We start from the raw sequence: 15,441 nt of genomic DNA, 5'->3' as shown, positions 1-15,441 counted from the left end.
GCGGGTGCCCCAGGGGGAGCCGTAAGCGGTCAGCAGGCCGAGGAAGGGGCTGGCCGGGAAGGCCTCCGGGCCGAGGACACCGGGATGTACGGGGCCTTGGGCACAGATACAACGCCGTACGCTCGCACGCCGTCAATGGTGTTGACACAAGGAGGGCAAAGATGCCCGAACCGGTTGCGGGTGTGACGGCCGGCCCGGAGCCCGGAGCCCGAGTCCAGCACCTGAGATATCGAATCCCGAACTCCTGGGCACCGCTGCGATAGTGAACCCCGGACCGGATAGATGTAACGAGCAACCAGGAAGCCCGTGGACACCAGCGAGAGCAGCAGCACCGAACCGCGGACGCCCGCCGCGGACGAGACGAAGGAACCCCGGCGCGGCTGGCGCCGCTGGGCCATGGACACCCGGCCCCTGCGCATCCCCGCCTACCGACGCCTGTGGTCGTCGACGATCGTCACGGCCGTCGGCAGCCAGCTCACCGCCGTCGCAGTGCCCAAGCAGATCTACGACATCACCGGGTCCTCGGCCTGGGTGGGCGCCGCCAGCCTCGCCGGACTGCTGCCGCTGATCGTGTTCGCGCTGTGGGGCGGGGCGGTCGCCGACACCATGGACCGGCGCAGGCTGCTGCTGATCACCAACAGCGGTATCGCCGTCACCTCGGTGCTGTTCTGGCTCCAGGCCGTCACCGGGCTCGGCTCGGTGGCCGTCCTCATGGTGCTGCTCGCCGTACAACAGGCGTTCTGGGGACTGAACGCCCCGGCCCGCAACGCCTCCATCGCCCGCCTGGTGCCCGAGGACCAGTTGCCCGCCGCCAACGCCCTCGGCTCCACCGTCATGCAGACCGGCCAGGTCGTCGGACCGCTGCTCGCCGGTGTCCTGATACCCGTCATCGGCCTGCCGGAGCTGTACCTCATCGACGCCCTGGCGCTGTGCGTCACGGTGTGGGCGGTCCACCAACTGCCCTCGCTGCCCCCGCTGGCGTCCGCCCTGGCCCGCCGGGCGGGCGTGCGGGAGATCGTGGCCGGCTTCCGCTACATCTCCGCGCACAAGGTGCTGTTGCTGTCCTTCCTCGCCGACATCATCGCGATGGTCTTCGGCATGCCCCGCGCTCTGTTCCCCCAGCTCGCCTCCCAGACGTACGCCCCCTACGGCGAAGGGCTCGCGCTCGGCCTGCTGTTCGCGGCGATCCCGATCGGTGCGGTGGCCGGCGGACTGTTGTCCGGCACCTTCTCCCGGGCCCGCCGGCACGGCTGGATGGTGATCGGCGCGGTGGTCGCCTGGGGCGCCGCCATCACCGGCTTCGGACTGACCGACAGTCTGTGGCTCGCGGTGGTGTTCCTCGCCGTGGCCGGGGTCGCCGACATGGTCTCCATGGTCTTCCGCGGGGCGATCCTGCTGTCGGCCGCGACCGACGAGATGCGCGGCCGGATGCAGGGCGTCTTCACCGTCGTCGTCGCGGGCGGCCCGCGCCTGGCCGACGTCCTGCACGGCACGGCAGGTTCGGCCTTCGGCGCGCGCACGGCGGTCGCGGGCGGCGGACTTCTGGTGATCGCCGTCATGCTGGGTCTGGCCTTCGCGGTACCGGCGCTGCGCCGCTACCGCATCTGAGGGCGGTGTGCTAAAGGGAGCCCCGCCGGCGCATCGTGTACTGCTCCATCAGTTTGCTCCGGGTCGTCTCCAGCCGGTGCGCGAGGATCTCGGCGACGGACCGCACCAGGATCATCCCCAGCTGCTGGTCCTCCTCGCACAGTTCGAGCACCGCCGCCGCGTCGAACTCGTAGGCGCGCACCGGGCTGAAGGCCTCCGCACCGAAGTCCCACCGGTACGGCGGGAACAGCCAGGACCAGCCGAGCAGGTCGCCCGCGCCGAGACCGGCCACGGTCACCCGCTGCTGGGACGTCACCTGCTGGGTCAGCGAGACCGCGCTCGAGCGGATGACCCAGAAGCGGTCGGCCGTGCCGCCCGCCTCGAAGATCAGGACGTCCTCACGGAAGGCGACCTCCCGGGCCAGCGTCATCAGACGCTGACGCTGCGACGGCGGAAGGGCGGTCAGCAGTTTGATCGCTTTGGTCATGGCACGGGACTCCTCGCCGGGGACGGATTCCGGTATTCCCTCCGTCCATTTCAGCGGCAGGCCGCGCCCAAGGCACCTCGACGGACGGAGAAACCGGTCCCGATCCCTCGTCGGGAGGGACGTCGGCTCGCTGGAAGGTCGGGTACGCGACAGGGTCCAGGGTCTGCGGCCGAGGCATAAGAATGCCCTGGCTGGACGGGGGAGGCCAGCCAGGGCAGTCGTTGGTGGCGTACGGAGGACGATGAGGTCGACTCCGTGGGCCACGTACGTACGAACGTAAACCATTCAGGGCGGAGTGCGAAGCCGAATGCGGGTCACGTGACCTGTTTCACTCCGTTGTCACTCGGCGTCCCGGGTGACAACCCTGATCGTCTCCATCTCGGAGTCGGTGGCATCGGGGAGGTTCATGCCCGCGTCCAGCCCGGTCCTTCGGTCGTCACGGCTCCCGCTCTGCGTGTTTGCCGGGGGTCACGATCTCGTCCAGCACCCTGAGCACGCTCTCGTAGGCCAGACTGCGGACGTCCGCCTCCCGGGCCCCGTCCGGATCGGTCTGCCGGAGCGCCTCGCGCCGGGTCCTCCAGGCCCGCTCCTCCTCTTCCGCGCAGGCCCTGGCGCGCTGGATGCGCCGCAGTAGTTCGTCTGAGTCCACTACATCGGTCATGGCCTTCGCGTACCCGCTCAGCGCGCCGGGATGGCCCGCTTTCCGCCCGGGAGGAGAAGTTTGGCAGGCCGGGGAGAGGTGAGCCGAAGGAGTGAGACCTGTACAGGCCCGCGCAGCGTGAGGTGCACGACCGCTGTGGTGGAGGTGGGAAGAGCCGCCGAGTCCGGGGACGCCAGTGCCCCGACGGGCCGCCGAGGACGTAGCCGTAACGGGCTTTTCGTCTAGTTTTAGCGACCAGGGAGTTACAGGGATGTGCGAGCAGCACGGGACCGAATTCGCCCTCGAACCGTTCGCCGCCGAACGGCGCGGTCGTGCCGGGCCGCGCAAACCGGCCGAGGCGCGCAGGGCCGTGGAGCGGGCTGTCACCGAACGCTGCCGTGCCACGTGTGCACGGTGTGACCCGGACGCCCTCTCCGACGCCCTCCTCGTCGCCTCGGAACTCACCACCAACGCCATCCTGCATGGCGGCGGCATCACGAACTTCCACGTCGACGTGGTGGGGCGCGATGTGCGCGTGTCGGTGTGCGACCGCAGTGCCGACGTGCCGGTGGTCGCCCCTCGGGTGGACCGGCGAGGCTGTCACCGGATCGGCGGCCATGGCTGGCCGATCGTCTGCCGACTGGCCCACGATGTCCGGGTGACCGACCTGCCGACCGGCGGAAAGTGCGTCACCGCCCTGGTGCCCCTGTCCTGAAGAGTTTTTCGGAGCCCGGGTTTGCACCCAGGGCGGCAGGGCAGATGGAGTTTCGTGCTTCGGACCGGAGGCGCGCCAGCGGGAGTGGTGTGGCTGCTCCGGGGCCACTTCCAGGTCATCCGGGCAGCGACCTTCCCGCGGTAACTCCCTGAACCAACCTGCTTCAGGAGCGATTCCGCATGCTCATCGATATGTCGACAAGCCGTCCTGGTGCACCCGGCCAGCAGCCCCGGACCCAGACCTCTCCGAACCGACGCCGTCACGACGACGCCCCCGACACCGCCGCCCTCTTCACCCGAATGGCCGGACTGGAGGACGGTCCCGAACGGGACGCCGTCCGCGACGAACTCGTCACCGCCTGGCTGCCCATGGCCCACCGGATCGCCGGCCGCTTCCGCGACCGCGGCGAGTCGGTCGAGGACCTGCGACAGGTGGCCGCGCTGGGCCTGGTGAAGGCGATCGACCGGTTCGAACCCGAACGGGGCGCCTTCGAAAGCTACGCCGTACCCACCATCACCGGCGAGGTCAAGCGGCATTTCCGGGACCGGATGTGGGCGCTGCGCGTCCCCCGTCGAGTCCAGGAACTGCGCAACAAGGTGCGCGTGGCACGCCGCGAGCTGGTGCAGAGCCCCGGCTCCGCAGAGCCCTCGACATCTGACATCGCCGCTCACACCGGGCTCACCGAGGACGAGGTCACCGCCGGGATGGAGGCCCTCGAAAGCTTCAGCACCCTGTCGCTGGACGCCGAACTCTCGGCCGGCGACGACGGTTACAACCTCGCGGACACCCTGGGCGCCTCGGACACCTCGTTCGACACCGTCGTCGATCGTGAGTCCGCCAAGGAAGGTCTGCGTCGGCTGCCCGAGCGGGAGCGCGCCATCCTCTACATGCGTTTCTTCGAGGACATGACCCAAAGCCACATCGCCGATCAGCTCGGCATCTCCCAGATGCATGTCTCCCGCCTCATCACCCGCAGTTGCGCCCGGGTGCGCGACGAGGTGATGGGACAGCGAACGAACCGCCGTGGCCCGGGCGGACGCCCTGAGTGAAGGGGAGCACGACCGATGCCGATCACCCACCCCGCGTTCCTGCGTGGACTCGTCGACGAGTACGAGGCGCTGGCGGCCGAGGAGGCCGCCGGTGCGAGCGGAGCCCGTCAGCGGGCCCGCGACCTCGCCTACACGCTCTGCGTGTCGACCGGTGCGCGAGATGTGAGGCCGGCCCTGGAGACCGCTCACCGGCTGCTCACGGCCGTCCCGGAGCGCGAGACCGCGGGGGTGCCCGAGTGATGCTGCCCGGATGAGCGTCGTCGGTGACGGCGAGGGCGCGGGCCACGGTGAACTGGAGCGACTGCGGGCCGAGGTCCGCGATCCCCGCGCCCGGGCCCGCGCCTTCCGGACCCGCGGGACACCTGCGGTTTCCCTCCCGGGCCCGCCGACCGGAGCCCGTCGTGACCTTCGCGTCGGAGCCCGGGTCCGGGGGGCGTCACCGTGGTGCCGTACTGAGCCACCCCTCGGCCGCATCCTGCGCGGTCTGAGGATGCGACGGTCGTGAGCCCGCGCGCGGGGGTATGCCGTCGCACACCATCGTCCGCGCCTGGGGTGCCTGCCTTCGGTCAGGGCATCCCGATTTCAGGAGGTTGGCATGAACACGAGTGTCACGGCGAGCACCGGTCGGCTACAGGCCCGCCGGATGGCGAGAGGGCCGGGGGTGGAGGGCGCCGCACGGGCAGGACTGACCGCGCGAGGCGTCATCTACCTGCTGGTCGGCGTCCTGGCACTGCAGATCGCCTTCGGCGACAGCAAGCAGCAGGCGGACCGCGGCGGCGCCCTCGCCGAACTCGCCGAGAAACCCTTCGGCGCGGTCCTGCTCTGGGCCCTCGGCATCGGCCTGGTCGGCATGGCCCTGTGGCGGCTGTCCGAGGTCCTGTTCGGCTCGGTCGGACCCGACGGCCGCAAGGCGAAGAAACGCCTGATGGCAGGGGTGCGCATGGTCTTCTACTCGTTCGTCGCCGCCTCGGTGCTGTCCTTCGCGGCGGGCTCGGGCGGCAGCGGATCCAGCGACAAGCAGTCCAGGGACGTCACCGCCAAGGTCATGGAGGCGCCCGCCGGGCAGTGGCTCGTGGGCGTGGCCGGCGCCGGGATCGTCGTGGCCGGTGTGTGGATCGCCGCACGCGCGCTGCTGCGCAAGTACCACGACAAGCTCAAGCTCGGGGAGATGTCCCACCGCACCCGGCAGCTGGTCGACGTGACAGGTGTGGGCGGCGGTGTGGCCCGGGGCGTGGTGTTCGCCGCCGCCGGTGGCTTCGCCGTCCGCGCCGCCGTCGACTACGAACCGGACAAGGCGAAGGGGCTGGACGACACCCTCCGCTCGTTCGCCGAGACCCCCCTCGGACCGTGGCTGCTGGTCTGCGTCGCCGCCGGGTTCGTACTGTTCGGACTGTTCTCTTTCGCAATGGCACGCTGGCGACGGGTCTGAACCTGCGCTGCCGGGGGAACCCGCTCAGGATGAACGAACCCGAGCTTCCGCAGGACGGCCGGCCCGTGGACGTCTACCTCGGTCTGCTGCGCATCCGTATGGACACCGACGACTACCAGTTGTTGCTCAGCGTGGTCGAGCCGGCACTCCGGGCGATCGAAGAGCAACGCCTGCCCGCACTCGACTTCACACTCGACGAATCCGGTTCCGGCGGGATCTCCCAGGAGATCCGTGACGAGGCCGCCCTGGTCATCGCCACCGCCGTCACCGGCCGGCTGGACAACGAGGTGATCGAGCTGGACGTCGAGGGCGAGACCGGACCGGTCCGGGTCGTCACCGACGCGGACACCGCGTCCGACCCGGTCCGCCGGGGTGAGATCGCCGACTACATCCGCGAACGCCAGCAGCTCAACGACGAGCTGCGCGGCATCGCCGAAGTGAGCAACATCCCCACGGACATCTGACGGACCCCTCGGACTTCCGGTGGACGGACCCCTCGGACGTCATCTCCAGGGACTCCAGGGACTCCCGGACTCCCGGTCTTCCGGTGGAGGGGCCCTCGGACGTCTGGTGGAGAGATGCCCGGACATCTGGTCGGGGGACTCGCGGACGTCCGGTGCACGGACTCCGGGACCTCCGGCGCGCGGACTCCCGGACGTCCGGTGGACGTCCCCGTGATCACCGCCGGGGCTTGACGACGTCGGCCACGGGAACGCTCAGCGGGCGGCCCAGACCGGCCACCGTCTCGTCCAGACGCTGCAGATGCCGCAGCACCCGGTCGGTGATCCTGCCGTACCTCGGCGTGCCCGGGACGTCCGGCTCCAGCAGCGACGCGATGCTCGACCCGGTCTCCATCTCGACGGCGGCCTGCTCGTCGGCGACGTGCGCCGCGATCGCCTCGATGTTGTGGGCGATCCGCCCTCCGGCCCGGCGCAGCCTCGGGTCCGCCGCGATCGACGGATGCGTGGGCAGCAGCTCGGCCGTCGCCGCCAGTGAACGCGCGTGGTACGCGCACGTCTCCAGGAGCGCGACGACATACCGGGCGGTGTCCCGCCGGGCCCGCAACGGGGTGATCGGATAGGTGAGCGGCTGGGTGGCGGCCCTCAGGTCGGCCAGCGCCTGGTCGAGAGCGCGCGCCTGGTCGAGCAGATCGACCGGCGGCCCGCCGCTGAGCTGGTCGACCGCCGACTCCGTGACGTCGGCGAGCCGCTCCAGCACGGTGACCAGCAGGTCGTTCGTCCGACGGTTCGTGTGCACCGGCAGTACGAGGGCCGCCGCCACGACCCCGCAGGCCGCGCCGAGCGCTGTCTCCTCCACTCGCAGCACCAGCACCGAGAAGCTGTAGGTGTGCAGCAGGGTGTACAACAGCCCCAGCGCGGCGGTGACGAAGAAGGACATCAGCGTGTACGACAGGGGCGCGGTGTAGAACATCGCGAAGATGAGCACCAGCACCAGCGCGAACGACGTCCAGGTGTGATGGCCGACCAGGCCCGCCAGGACGATACCGGCCACGACACCCAGCACGGTGCCCACCAGCCGACGGTAGCCCTTGACCAGGATCTCGCCCGTGGACGCGGTGTTGATGAAGACGATCCAGCAGGTCAGCACCGCCCAGTACCAGCGCTGACTGGAGAGGAACTCGCCGCCGACGATGGCCAGCAAGGACCCCACGGCGACCTGCACGGCCGCCCGCGTCGTCGGCCGCCGCAGTCCCGTGGCCGTCTCGTCCGCCCCGTCCTCGTCCTCGTCCTCGCTGGCGTCGATCGCCGCGTCCTCGGCGTCCAGTTCCTCGCGGGAGCGGGCCGTCGCGGGGGAGTCGTCCGATTCGTCCTGGGCCCCGCCGAGCGCGATCCGCAGCCCCAGCACCGCGCGGGCGGTCTCGCCGATGCCCCGGAACACGTCCTGGACGGCGGCCGGGGCGGGCGGCAGGTTCTCCTCGTCGCGGTAGCCGAGCAGCCGGTTGCGCACCAGGGCCAGCGCGGTCCCGGTGTGCTCGGAGACGGGGCGCAGTACCAGCATCCGCACCGCGTCGAGATCGCGGCGCAGGGTGGCGGTCGCCTCGTCCCGCGCGGGCAGAGGAGCGCCGACCCGGACGGAAGCGCCCGGCAGGTGCATGGTCAGGGTGTCGGCCCGCTCGGCGCTGCGCGCGGTCAGCAGCAACAGACCCAGCCGCTCCGTGGCGATCTCGGCGTCCGCGATACGGCGTTGCAGCAGGCGGGCCGTGGCCTTGTCGGCGGTGCCGTCCTCGAGCCGGCTCTGGATCATCATCGCCGTCTCATGCAGCCGGGCGGTGCCGTCACGCAGGTCCTCCAGCGCCTTTTCCACCTCGTCCGGCCCGGCGTCGAGCAGGTCGATCTGGGCGGACACCAGCTGGGCCAGCCGGGCCCGGAAGGCCTCGCGCAGCCGATCCAGGATGCCCGTGGGTGTCTCGGGCACCAGCACGAAACGCACCAGGGCGCTGCTCGCGAAGGCGACGCCGAGGACGCCGAACAGTTGGGGCAGGGCGGAGACGGTGGCGCCGACGAACAGGGACAGGAAGTAGAGCTGGAAGCTGATCAGGCCGAGCGCGGTGCCGCGGTCGCCGAACCGACGGCCGTAGACCGCGCAGAAGATGAGCACGACGAAGAAGAGGTCGCCGCCCACCACGCGGGAACTCAAGCCTGCGCCCAGCGTCACGGATGCCAGCGCCACCGGCAGACCCAGCGCGAGGGTCACCGCCTGCTGTGCGCGCTGTTTCTCGCGGATGGCGAAGGTGGCGACCATCGCCGACATGGCCCCGGCCACCAGATGCGTGATGCCGGCGCCGAACAGGCCCAGCACGGCCAGGGTGAGCGCGATGGCACCGACCGTCCTGAGCCCCGCGGCCAGCCTCAGCAGTCCGGGGTCGGACGCCGCGACGCCGTCCCGCAACCGCGACCGGACCGACCCTCCCGCTGCTTTCACGCCGCCTTGCTCACTCCCGTGTCCCGTCTTGATCTCCGCTCAGCATGTCATGACACGGTAGATCACTTGTTCCCGGCCTCCGCGAGCGTGTACGCCACCAGCGCGCCCGCGTGGCCGTGCCCCAGACCGTGCTTGGTCTTCAGCCAGGACACCAGCTCCATGTGCCGGGTCAGCGGCGAGGAACGGATGAGCTCCTGCCATGCGGCGATCGGCCGTCCGTACTTCTTCTCGATGGAGGGGAAGTAGCTCGCCGGGCCCTTCACTGTCGCGGTCATGGCGGTGTCCTTTCGTCGTGACGCTGCGCTGTCCCTCCTTCGACCGCCGACCGTACGGAAACTGATCGGCGGTCGGAAGTGAGCCGCGTCACGCGGGCAGGAACGTCACTGCTCCTGCCGTTCGGTGCCCTCCACATGGGCCCGCACCTGCTCGGGCGTCAGATACGAGTCCGTGTACTCGAAGTCCTTCAGCTTGGCCGGTTTGCGGGCCTGGAAGCCGGTGCGGACGAAATCGTCGCCGGCGAGCGCGTTGAGCACCCAGTTCGTCATCACGCGCGTCTTGGCGACACCGGTGCGCAGCGCCTGCCAGTGGTAGCCGCGGGCCACGGCCTGCGCGGGCACCCCGCGCAGCTCGATGCCGAGCGGCTTGGACACGGCGTCCTTGCCGCCGAGGTCGACGACGAGACCGAGGTCCTTGTGGACGTACGGCTTCATCGCCTGGCCCCGCAGCGTCGCGGTGACGTTGTCGGCGACGTGCCTGCCCTGCCGCATCGCGTGCTGGGCGGTCGGCGGGCACACCGCGCCCGCCACGCCCTTGGCCTCGTCGGGCACCGCGGCGGCGTCACCCAGCGCGAACACCCCGTCCTGGCCGGGCAGGTTCATGTCGGTGGTCACCGCGAGCCGCCCCCGCACCGTCTCCGCACCGAGCGTGGCGATGAGCGGACTGGCGACGACCCCGGCGGTCCAGATCAGGGTGCGGGTGGGGACCACCCGCCCGTCGGTGAAGGTGACCTCCTCGGGGCCGGCCTTGTCGATGGAGACGCCCAGCGAGATCTCGATGCCCCGCCTGGTCAGGATCTCCTGGGCGCTGCGGCCGAGTTTGTCGCCCAGCTCCGGCATCAGCTTGGGGGCGATGTCGATCAGATGCCACTTGATGAGGCTCGGATCCAGGCGCGGGTAGCGCTTGACCGCGGCGTGGGTCAGGCGCTGCAGACAGGCCGCGGTCTCCGTGCCCGCGTAGCCGCCGCCGACCACCACGAACTGCAGCCGCGAGGCCCGCTCCGCCGGGTCCTGGCTGGCGTCGGCCAGGTCCAGCTGGGAGATGACGTGGTCGCGGACATAGGCGGCCTCCGCCAGGGTCTTCATGCCGAAGGCGTTGTCGGTGAGACCGGGGATGTCGAAGGTGCGGGTGATGCTGCCGGGGGCCAGCACGATGTAGTCGTACGGCTCGTCGACGATCTGGTCGGTGATGGTGCGGATGACGCAGACCTTCGCCTTGAGGTCCACGCCGATCGCGCCACCCGGAATGATCCGGGTGCGGTACTTCTTGCTGCGGCGCAGCGAGACGGCGATCGACTGCGGCGTCAGCACGCCGGAGGCCACCTGGGGGAGCAGCGGAAGATAGAGCTGGTAGGCGAACGGCGTCACCAGCGTGACGTCGGCTTCGTCCGGGGAGAGTTTCCGTTCCAGACGGCGGACGCACTCCACGCCGGCGAAGCCTGCGCCAACCACCAGGATCCTGGGTCGTGTCACGGTGTTCATCCCTTTCTGCGGCTCCAGGCGGTCTGCCTCGAACGCCATGCGCCTGCCCGTCGATCGCCGCTTCGCACCTCATCGGCCCCACCGCGATATCGGCCACTCCGCCGCCGGGCCACGGCAGGCAGACGAACGCGTCGATCACCACCATGCCCGCCCGGCCGCCGAAGCGCACCGGGGCGGGAAGGAAAGAAAGAGAGGGAATTGCGTGGACAGCGCTCAAGCGTGCAGGTGGGAAAGGAGCAGACACACGTCGTCGTCGCGCTCGGAGTCACTCAGCAGCGGGGTGAGGAGCCGGTCCGCCGAACCCTCCAGATCCGTGTCCAACTCCGTGGAGCCGAACGCCCCGAGCGCGCCTGCCAGCCGTTCGATGCCCGGGTCTATGCCCTGCGCACGCCGCTCCACCAGGCCGTCCGTGTACAGCGCCAGGGTGGAGCCGGGTTCGAGCGGTGCGGTGTGGTCGGCGATCTCCTGCCGCAGCGGGATGCCGAGCATGGCCCCGGGTTTGGCGTCGAGCGTGTGCACCCGTCCGTCGGGGGTACGCAGCACCGGCGGGGGATGGCCCGCCGCTGCCCACGTCAGGGTGGGGTCGCCGGGCCGGAAACGCGCGATGACGGCGGTGGCGTACAGATCGGGCTGCAGATGGTGCAGGAACGTGTGGAGCCGGGTGAGCAGCTGTCCCGGACTGCCGCCGTCGACTGCGTAGGCACGCAGCGCGGTGCGCAGCTGGCTCATCATCACGGCCGCGTGCAGACCGTGCCCGGTCACGTCGCCGATGACGGTGATCAGGCTGCCGTCGGGCTGCCGGAAGGCGTCGTACCAGTCGCCGCCGATGTTCAGCCCGTGCGTGGCCGGAAGATACCGGGCGGCCAGGCTGAGCCCCGGTGTGGCCGGCAGCTCCGTGAGCAGGGCGCGCTGCAGTGTCTCGGCGATGTCCCGGTTGTGCTCGAAACGCCGGGCGTTGTCGATGGCGATGCTCGCCCGTCTGGTGAGCTCGATCAGCATCACGGCGTCGTCCGGGTCCCAGCGGGCACCCGGCGGGGACAGCGTCAGCACGCCCAGCGGGGCGCGCCGCGTCGGCAGCGGGATGCACAGCAGGGGCCGGGCGGGATCCAGCGCCGAGGGCGGCTGATCGTCGACGCCGGGCAGGCCGCCGGGGTGGTCGGCGGCGTACTGCGGGCGTCCGGTGCGCGCGGCGAGCACGGCGACGGCCGGGTGGGTGGCGGGCCGGTGCCGGTCCTCGTCGCCGTCGAACAGCCAGACGCCGACGCTGTGGGCGTACTCGGGCACCAGCAGGTCGGGCAGCCGGCGCACGATCTCGTGGTGGTTCAGCGATGCCGTCAGCACCGCGCTGGCGTCCGCCAGGAAGGTCAGCCGGCGGCGGGCGGACTCGGCTTCGGTGCGCGCCTTGCGCTCGGCGGCGAAGGCCTCGCGCTGCGCCCGCCCGGCGGCGTCCAGCTCCGCGTGCAGCGCCAGCACGCCCTGGTTCGTCTGGTGCAGCTCCTCCCGGTGGAAGGCGACCAGATCCTCCTGCTCGGTGAGTCTCTCCAGCACCAGCGCGGTGTCCTCGTCGGCGCCCAGCAGAGCTTCCGCCAGGATCGCCGGGTCGTCGGCGACCGCGGCGGCGCCGGCCGCGTCGGCCGTCTCGGGGCAGCGGACCGTCGTCCGCCACGGCGTCTGCACGACGACGGCACCCGCGTCCTGCGAGGGCGTCACCTCCACGTGCAGAAGTCCCTCGTCGGCGCGCGCGGACGTGGTGTGCAGGGCGAGCCGCCAGGTGCCGCCCTTGGTGAGACACAGCCGCAGATGCGCGCTGAGCGCGGAGGTCAGCCGAGTGCGGTCGAGAGCGGGCACCCCGTAGGCGGCGGCCAGCCGGGCGGTGGCGATCCGGGCCCGGGCCGCTCGGTGACGGTGGTGATCCGCAGGCTGCGTGTCATGGGGCCTCCGGCAGGGTCGGAGCCAGCACCGCCACGGCGGTGTCGTCCCGCACCGGACGGGCGGCACTGCTCGCGTCGCGGACCGTCACGGCGGCCACGACGGCCGGGTCGGCCGCCAGCAGACGCGGGTCGGACGGCGGTGTCCAGCGACTCGGCAGGCCGTCGCTGTGCAGGACCAGCAGCCGGTCGGCCGCCCAGGGCATACGGTCCTCACGCAGCGTGGCGTGCCGGTGGACGCCCACGATCCCGGGCCGCGACACCAGGGAACGCCAGGTGCCGCCCGCCCACAGCCGTGCCCCTATGTTGCCGACTCCGGCGAACCGCAACACGCCCGCGCCGGTCTCGACCTGGGCCACCGCGACGGCCGCCCCCCTGGTGCCGCGCAGCGCCGAGTCCAGGTGGACCAGCGCCTGGGACGGGGGGAGGTGGGCCCAGCGGTGCAGGGCCTGAGCCGCCGCCGTCGAGGCGCGGGCCGCCTCGGGGCCGTGTCCCAGTCCGTCGGCCATCATCAGGGTCAGCCGGTCGCCCGACCGGGCCCACGTCCAGGCGTCGCCCGAGTGCTCCGCCCCCATGAAGGGGACGTTCACCCCGCCGACCCGTACGGCCGCGACCGGTACCGCCTCCTCCGGGCCGGCACCGACCCTGGCCAGCGCCACCGTGCCCCGGCCCGGCATGCTGTGCAGGTCGAAGTCGTCCGCTGTACGACGGCACGTGCCGAGCCCGGCGCCCAGGGAACGCGCGGTCGAGTAGCCGTCGCGCAGAGCGGCCGGGACGTCGATGATGCCCGGCCCGTGGTCGATCGCGGCGATCTGCACCAGACAGCGGCCGCCCGCGGCCCGGGGCGGGTCCACGAGGTCGATGAGCAGCCGGCCTCCGCCGCCGTGCTTGAGCAGGTTGGTCGCCAGCTCCGTCGCCACCAGCGCGGCCGCCGCGGTCCGCGGCTCGTCCAGACCCGCCAGGGTGGCCGCGTCCTCCGCGGCGACCCGGGCGTCACGCACCCGGGTCGAATCGTGCACCGGGACGTCCCACACGCGCGGCATCAGGACTCCTCACGCGGGCGCGGCACAGCCGCCCAGGAGACCACCGTGACCTTGGTGCCGACGCCCGGGGTGCTGTCGACGGCGAACTCGTGCACCAGGCGCCGCGCGCCGCCCAGCCCCATCCCCAGACCGTCGCCGGAGGTGTAGCCGTCGCTCAGCGCCCGCTCCAGGTCCGGGATGCCCGGTCCCGCGTCGGAGAAGACCAGCCGCAGTCCGCGGGCCCGCCCGCTGGTCACGGGCGCCGTCTCCATCTGTCCGCCCCCGCCGTGCACGAGGGTGTTGCGGGCCAGTTCGCTGGCCGCGGTGACCAGCTTGGTCTGTTCCACCAGACCGAATCCCAGCAGGCCGGCCGCCTGCCGCACGTGCTGTCGCACCCACACCAGATCCATGTCCGAACGGATCGGCAGGCAGGCCTCGACGCCCGCGGCTGTCTGCATCACCGGTTCTCCTGGCGCAGGCCGCCGGAGCGGGTGTTCGGATCCAGCCCCGCGAGAAGGTCCATCGCCGCCTCGGTGGTGAGCGCGGTACGCAGTCCCGGCAGCGTCAGGCCGAGTTCCACCAGCGTGATCGCGACCGCCGGCCGCATGCCGGCCACCACGGTCCGCGCGGCCAGCAGCCGTGCGGTCGCCGCGATCTCGGCCAGGACCCGCCCGAGGAAGGAGTCGACGATCTCCACGCCGGAGATGTCGATCACCACACCGGTCACTCCGGTGCTGACAATGGTCTCGCCGATGTCCTCCTGCAGCTGCTGTGCCGTGCTGTCGTACAGATCCCCCTGGACCGTGACCAGGAGGACGTCACCGAGCCGGAGGACCGGCACATGCCCCGTGACGGGACGCGAAAAGTCGTTGTTCACCGCGACACCGCACCGCCGGGCGTCGCGTTGACGATGCCGGCCCCCAACTGGTGCAGGGCGTAGGCGAGGGCGTCGGCAAGGCTCGACCGGGTGATCACCGTGCCCAGGTCCAGGCCCAGGTGCACGATGGTCTGCGCGATCGCCGGACGGATCCCGGAGACGACGCACTCCGCACCCACCAGCCGGGTGGCCTCGACCGTCTTCATCAGATGCTGGGCCACCAGGGAGTCCACCGTCGGCACGCCGGTGATGTCCAGGATCGCGAACCGGGCATGCTGGTCGACGACGGCCTCCAGCAGCGACTCCATGACCGCCTGGCTGCGGGCGCTGTCGAGCGTCCCGATCAGCGGCACCGCCACGATGCCGTCCCACAGCTTGATGATCGGCGTGGCCACTTCCATCAACTGCAGCCGCTGCCGCTCGATCAGCGCCTGCCCGTCGCTCAGCGCCGTCTCCAGTACGACCAGCCGCAGGGTACCCATCAGCACGGTCAGCGCCGTGGTGCACTCCCGGACCCGGTCGGCCTCCTCCTCCGGGAGGTCGGCGAGCAGCAGGTTCTCGACCGGCGGACGCAGCGCGTTCACGTCGTTCGACACCTGCGCCGTGGTGAAGCCGGCCCGGGAACGGGCCGCGCCCATCCGCGACAGCTGCTCGCGCACCACGGTGAACCCGGCGGCGTCCGGATCGTGCACCTGGCCCGTGTCGGCGACCTGGGCGAGCGCGTCGACGACGATCTTGCCGGCTTCCACCGCCTCGTCCCGCGAGACGATGAACACCGTACGGAAGAGGGGTTCGTCGGCCCATCTCTGGGCGATCAGTTCTCCGCGGCGGCGCAGGAACTCCCCGACCTCCTGTGCCGGCGATGCGTGCTGCCCTGCTGTGTCGTGCTCCGGCACCTGCAAAACTCCTCAGCGTCCTCATCCAGGTCTTGTCGCAGCGGCCCGCTGGAGGCAGCGAGACGGCGTGGTGACCCTGCCGGTCGACCACTGTAGCCATGGCCCGACCTC

At 71.3% G+C, this 15,441-nt stretch carries 15 protein-coding genes and 1 pseudogene; 6 read left to right on the top strand and 10 right to left on the bottom strand.

Annotated elements, in window-relative coordinates; translation table 11 throughout:
* Positions 1 to 306: 306 nt before the first annotated feature.
* The gene (locus M2271_RS36595; protein WP_280891778.1) at positions 307 to 1,608 is read left to right on the top strand and encodes an MFS transporter; all 1,302 of its coding nucleotides are present in this window, start codon (positions 307 to 309) and stop codon (positions 1,606 to 1,608) included.
* A gap of 10 nt (positions 1,609 to 1,618) precedes the next feature.
* Here M2271_RS36595 and M2271_RS36590 read toward each other — a convergent pair whose 3' ends face one another.
* Both M2271_RS36590 and M2271_RS36585 read right to left on the bottom strand, forming a co-directional pair.
* Positions 1,619 to 2,074, bottom strand: a complete 456-nt coding sequence (locus M2271_RS36590; protein WP_280891777.1) for a cyclic nucleotide-binding domain-containing protein — start codon at positions 2,072 to 2,074, stop codon at positions 1,619 to 1,621.
* Between the two features lie 436 nt (positions 2,075 to 2,510).
* Positions 2,511 to 2,735: a hypothetical protein gene (locus M2271_RS36585; protein ID WP_280891776.1), complete on the bottom strand. Its 225-nt coding sequence runs from the start codon at positions 2,733 to 2,735 to the stop codon at positions 2,511 to 2,513.
* Between the two features lie 250 nt (positions 2,736 to 2,985).
* Here M2271_RS36585 and M2271_RS36580 point away from each other — a divergent pair, with 250 nt between their 5' ends.
* From M2271_RS36580 to M2271_RS36560, 5 genes are all read left to right on the top strand, one after another.
* The gene (locus M2271_RS36580) at positions 2,986 to 3,429 is read left to right on the top strand and encodes an ATP-binding protein (protein ID WP_280891775.1); all 444 of its coding nucleotides are present in this window, start codon (positions 2,986 to 2,988) and stop codon (positions 3,427 to 3,429) included.
* Positions 3,430 to 3,608: 179 nt separating this feature from the next.
* Positions 3,609 to 4,478: a SigB/SigF/SigG family RNA polymerase sigma factor gene (locus M2271_RS36575; protein WP_280891774.1), complete on the top strand. Its 870-nt coding sequence runs from the start codon at positions 3,609 to 3,611 to the stop codon at positions 4,476 to 4,478.
* A 15-nt stretch (positions 4,479 to 4,493) separates the two neighbouring features.
* A complete protein-coding gene (locus tag M2271_RS36570; protein WP_280891773.1) occupies positions 4,494 to 4,718 on the top strand; it encodes a DUF5133 domain-containing protein in 225 nt (74 codons plus the stop codon).
* A 355-nt stretch (positions 4,719 to 5,073) separates the two neighbouring features.
* Positions 5,074 to 5,907 carry a DUF1206 domain-containing protein gene (locus tag M2271_RS36565; protein WP_280891772.1) on the top strand — a complete coding sequence of 278 codons (834 nt, stop codon included), beginning with the start codon at positions 5,074 to 5,076 and terminating at the stop codon, positions 5,905 to 5,907.
* Positions 5,908 to 5,936: 29 nt separating this feature from the next.
* Positions 5,937 to 6,371, top strand: coding sequence for a hypothetical protein (locus tag M2271_RS36560; RefSeq protein ID WP_280891771.1), 435 nt, complete (start codon positions 5,937 to 5,939; stop codon positions 6,369 to 6,371).
* 214 nt (positions 6,372 to 6,585) lie between these two features.
* On the opposite strand, the gene M2271_RS36555 is transcribed toward M2271_RS36560, so the two are convergent.
* The 8 genes and pseudogenes from M2271_RS36555 to M2271_RS36520 all read right to left on the bottom strand — a co-directional run bounded on the left by M2271_RS36555 (position 6,586) and on the right by M2271_RS36520 (position 15,330).
* A complete protein-coding gene (locus tag M2271_RS36555) occupies positions 6,586 to 8,850 on the bottom strand; it encodes an FUSC family protein (RefSeq protein ID WP_280891770.1) in 2,265 nt (754 codons plus the stop codon).
* A 62-nt stretch (positions 8,851 to 8,912) separates the two neighbouring features.
* Positions 8,913 to 9,125 carry a DUF4287 domain-containing protein gene (locus tag M2271_RS36550; RefSeq protein ID WP_280891769.1) on the bottom strand — a complete coding sequence of 71 codons (213 nt, stop codon included), beginning with the start codon at positions 9,123 to 9,125 and terminating at the stop codon, positions 8,913 to 8,915.
* Between the two features lie 105 nt (positions 9,126 to 9,230).
* Positions 9,231 to 10,607: an NAD(P)/FAD-dependent oxidoreductase gene (locus tag M2271_RS36545; protein ID WP_280891814.1), complete on the bottom strand. Its 1,377-nt coding sequence runs from the start codon at positions 10,605 to 10,607 to the stop codon at positions 9,231 to 9,233.
* A gap of 213 nt (positions 10,608 to 10,820) precedes the next feature.
* A pseudogene (locus M2271_RS36540) lies at positions 10,821 to 12,538 on the bottom strand (SpoIIE family protein phosphatase).
* Positions 12,535 to 13,578: an ATP-binding protein/SpoIIE family protein phosphatase gene (locus M2271_RS36535; RefSeq protein ID WP_280891768.1), complete on the bottom strand. Its 1,044-nt coding sequence runs from the start codon at positions 13,576 to 13,578 to the stop codon at positions 12,535 to 12,537. The pseudogene M2271_RS36540 and the gene M2271_RS36535 overlap by 4 nt, the downstream one beginning before the upstream one ends.
* Positions 13,578 to 14,015, bottom strand: coding sequence for an anti-sigma regulatory factor (locus tag M2271_RS36530; RefSeq protein ID WP_280891813.1), 438 nt, complete (start codon positions 14,013 to 14,015; stop codon positions 13,578 to 13,580). Before M2271_RS36530 ends, M2271_RS36535 begins: the two co-directional genes overlap by 1 nt.
* The gene (locus tag M2271_RS36525) at positions 14,015 to 14,434 is read right to left on the bottom strand and encodes an STAS domain-containing protein (protein WP_280891767.1); all 420 of its coding nucleotides are present in this window, start codon (positions 14,432 to 14,434) and stop codon (positions 14,015 to 14,017) included. Before M2271_RS36525 ends, M2271_RS36530 begins: the two co-directional genes overlap by 1 nt.
* Positions 14,431 to 15,330, bottom strand: a complete 900-nt coding sequence (locus tag M2271_RS36520; protein ID WP_280891766.1) for an STAS domain-containing protein — start codon at positions 15,328 to 15,330, stop codon at positions 14,431 to 14,433. Before M2271_RS36520 ends, M2271_RS36525 begins: the two co-directional genes overlap by 4 nt.
* Positions 15,331 to 15,441 lie beyond the last annotated feature (111 nt).

The organism is Streptomyces sp. LBL, from assembly GCF_029893585.1.
Classification (GTDB): domain Bacteria; phylum Actinomycetota; class Actinomycetes; order Streptomycetales; family Streptomycetaceae; genus Streptomyces.
This window is presented reverse-complemented; position numbering and strand designations above follow the sequence as displayed.

Excerpts from the sequence above, each read along its gene's own strand:
- M2271_RS36590 (WP_280891777.1), bottom strand. The coding sequence starts at position 2,074 with ATGACCAAAGCGATCAAACTGCTGACCGCCCTTCCGCCGTCGCAGCGT.
- M2271_RS36585 (WP_280891776.1), bottom strand. The coding sequence starts at position 2,735 with ATGACCGATGTAGTGGACTCAGACGAACTACTGCGGCGCATCCAGCGC.
- M2271_RS36580 (WP_280891775.1), top strand. The coding sequence starts at position 2,986 with ATGTGCGAGCAGCACGGGACCGAATTCGCCCTCGAACCGTTCGCCGCC.
- M2271_RS36575 (WP_280891774.1), top strand. The coding sequence starts at position 3,609 with ATGCTCATCGATATGTCGACAAGCCGTCCTGGTGCACCCGGCCAGCAG.
- M2271_RS36570 (WP_280891773.1), top strand. The coding sequence starts at position 4,494 with ATGCCGATCACCCACCCCGCGTTCCTGCGTGGACTCGTCGACGAGTAC.
- M2271_RS36565 (WP_280891772.1), top strand. The coding sequence starts at position 5,074 with ATGAACACGAGTGTCACGGCGAGCACCGGTCGGCTACAGGCCCGCCGG.
- M2271_RS36560 (WP_280891771.1), top strand. The coding sequence starts at position 5,937 with ATGAACGAACCCGAGCTTCCGCAGGACGGCCGGCCCGTGGACGTCTAC.
- M2271_RS36550 (WP_280891769.1), bottom strand. The coding sequence starts at position 9,125 with ATGACCGCGACAGTGAAGGGCCCGGCGAGCTACTTCCCCTCCATCGAG.
- M2271_RS36545 (WP_280891814.1), bottom strand. The coding sequence starts at position 10,607 with ATGAACACCGTGACACGACCCAGGATCCTGGTGGTTGGCGCAGGCTTC.
- M2271_RS36535 (WP_280891768.1), bottom strand. The coding sequence starts at position 13,578 with ATGCCGCGCGTGTGGGACGTCCCGGTGCACGATTCGACCCGGGTGCGT.
- M2271_RS36530 (WP_280891813.1), bottom strand. The coding sequence starts at position 14,015 with ATGCAGACAGCCGCGGGCGTCGAGGCCTGCCTGCCGATCCGTTCGGAC.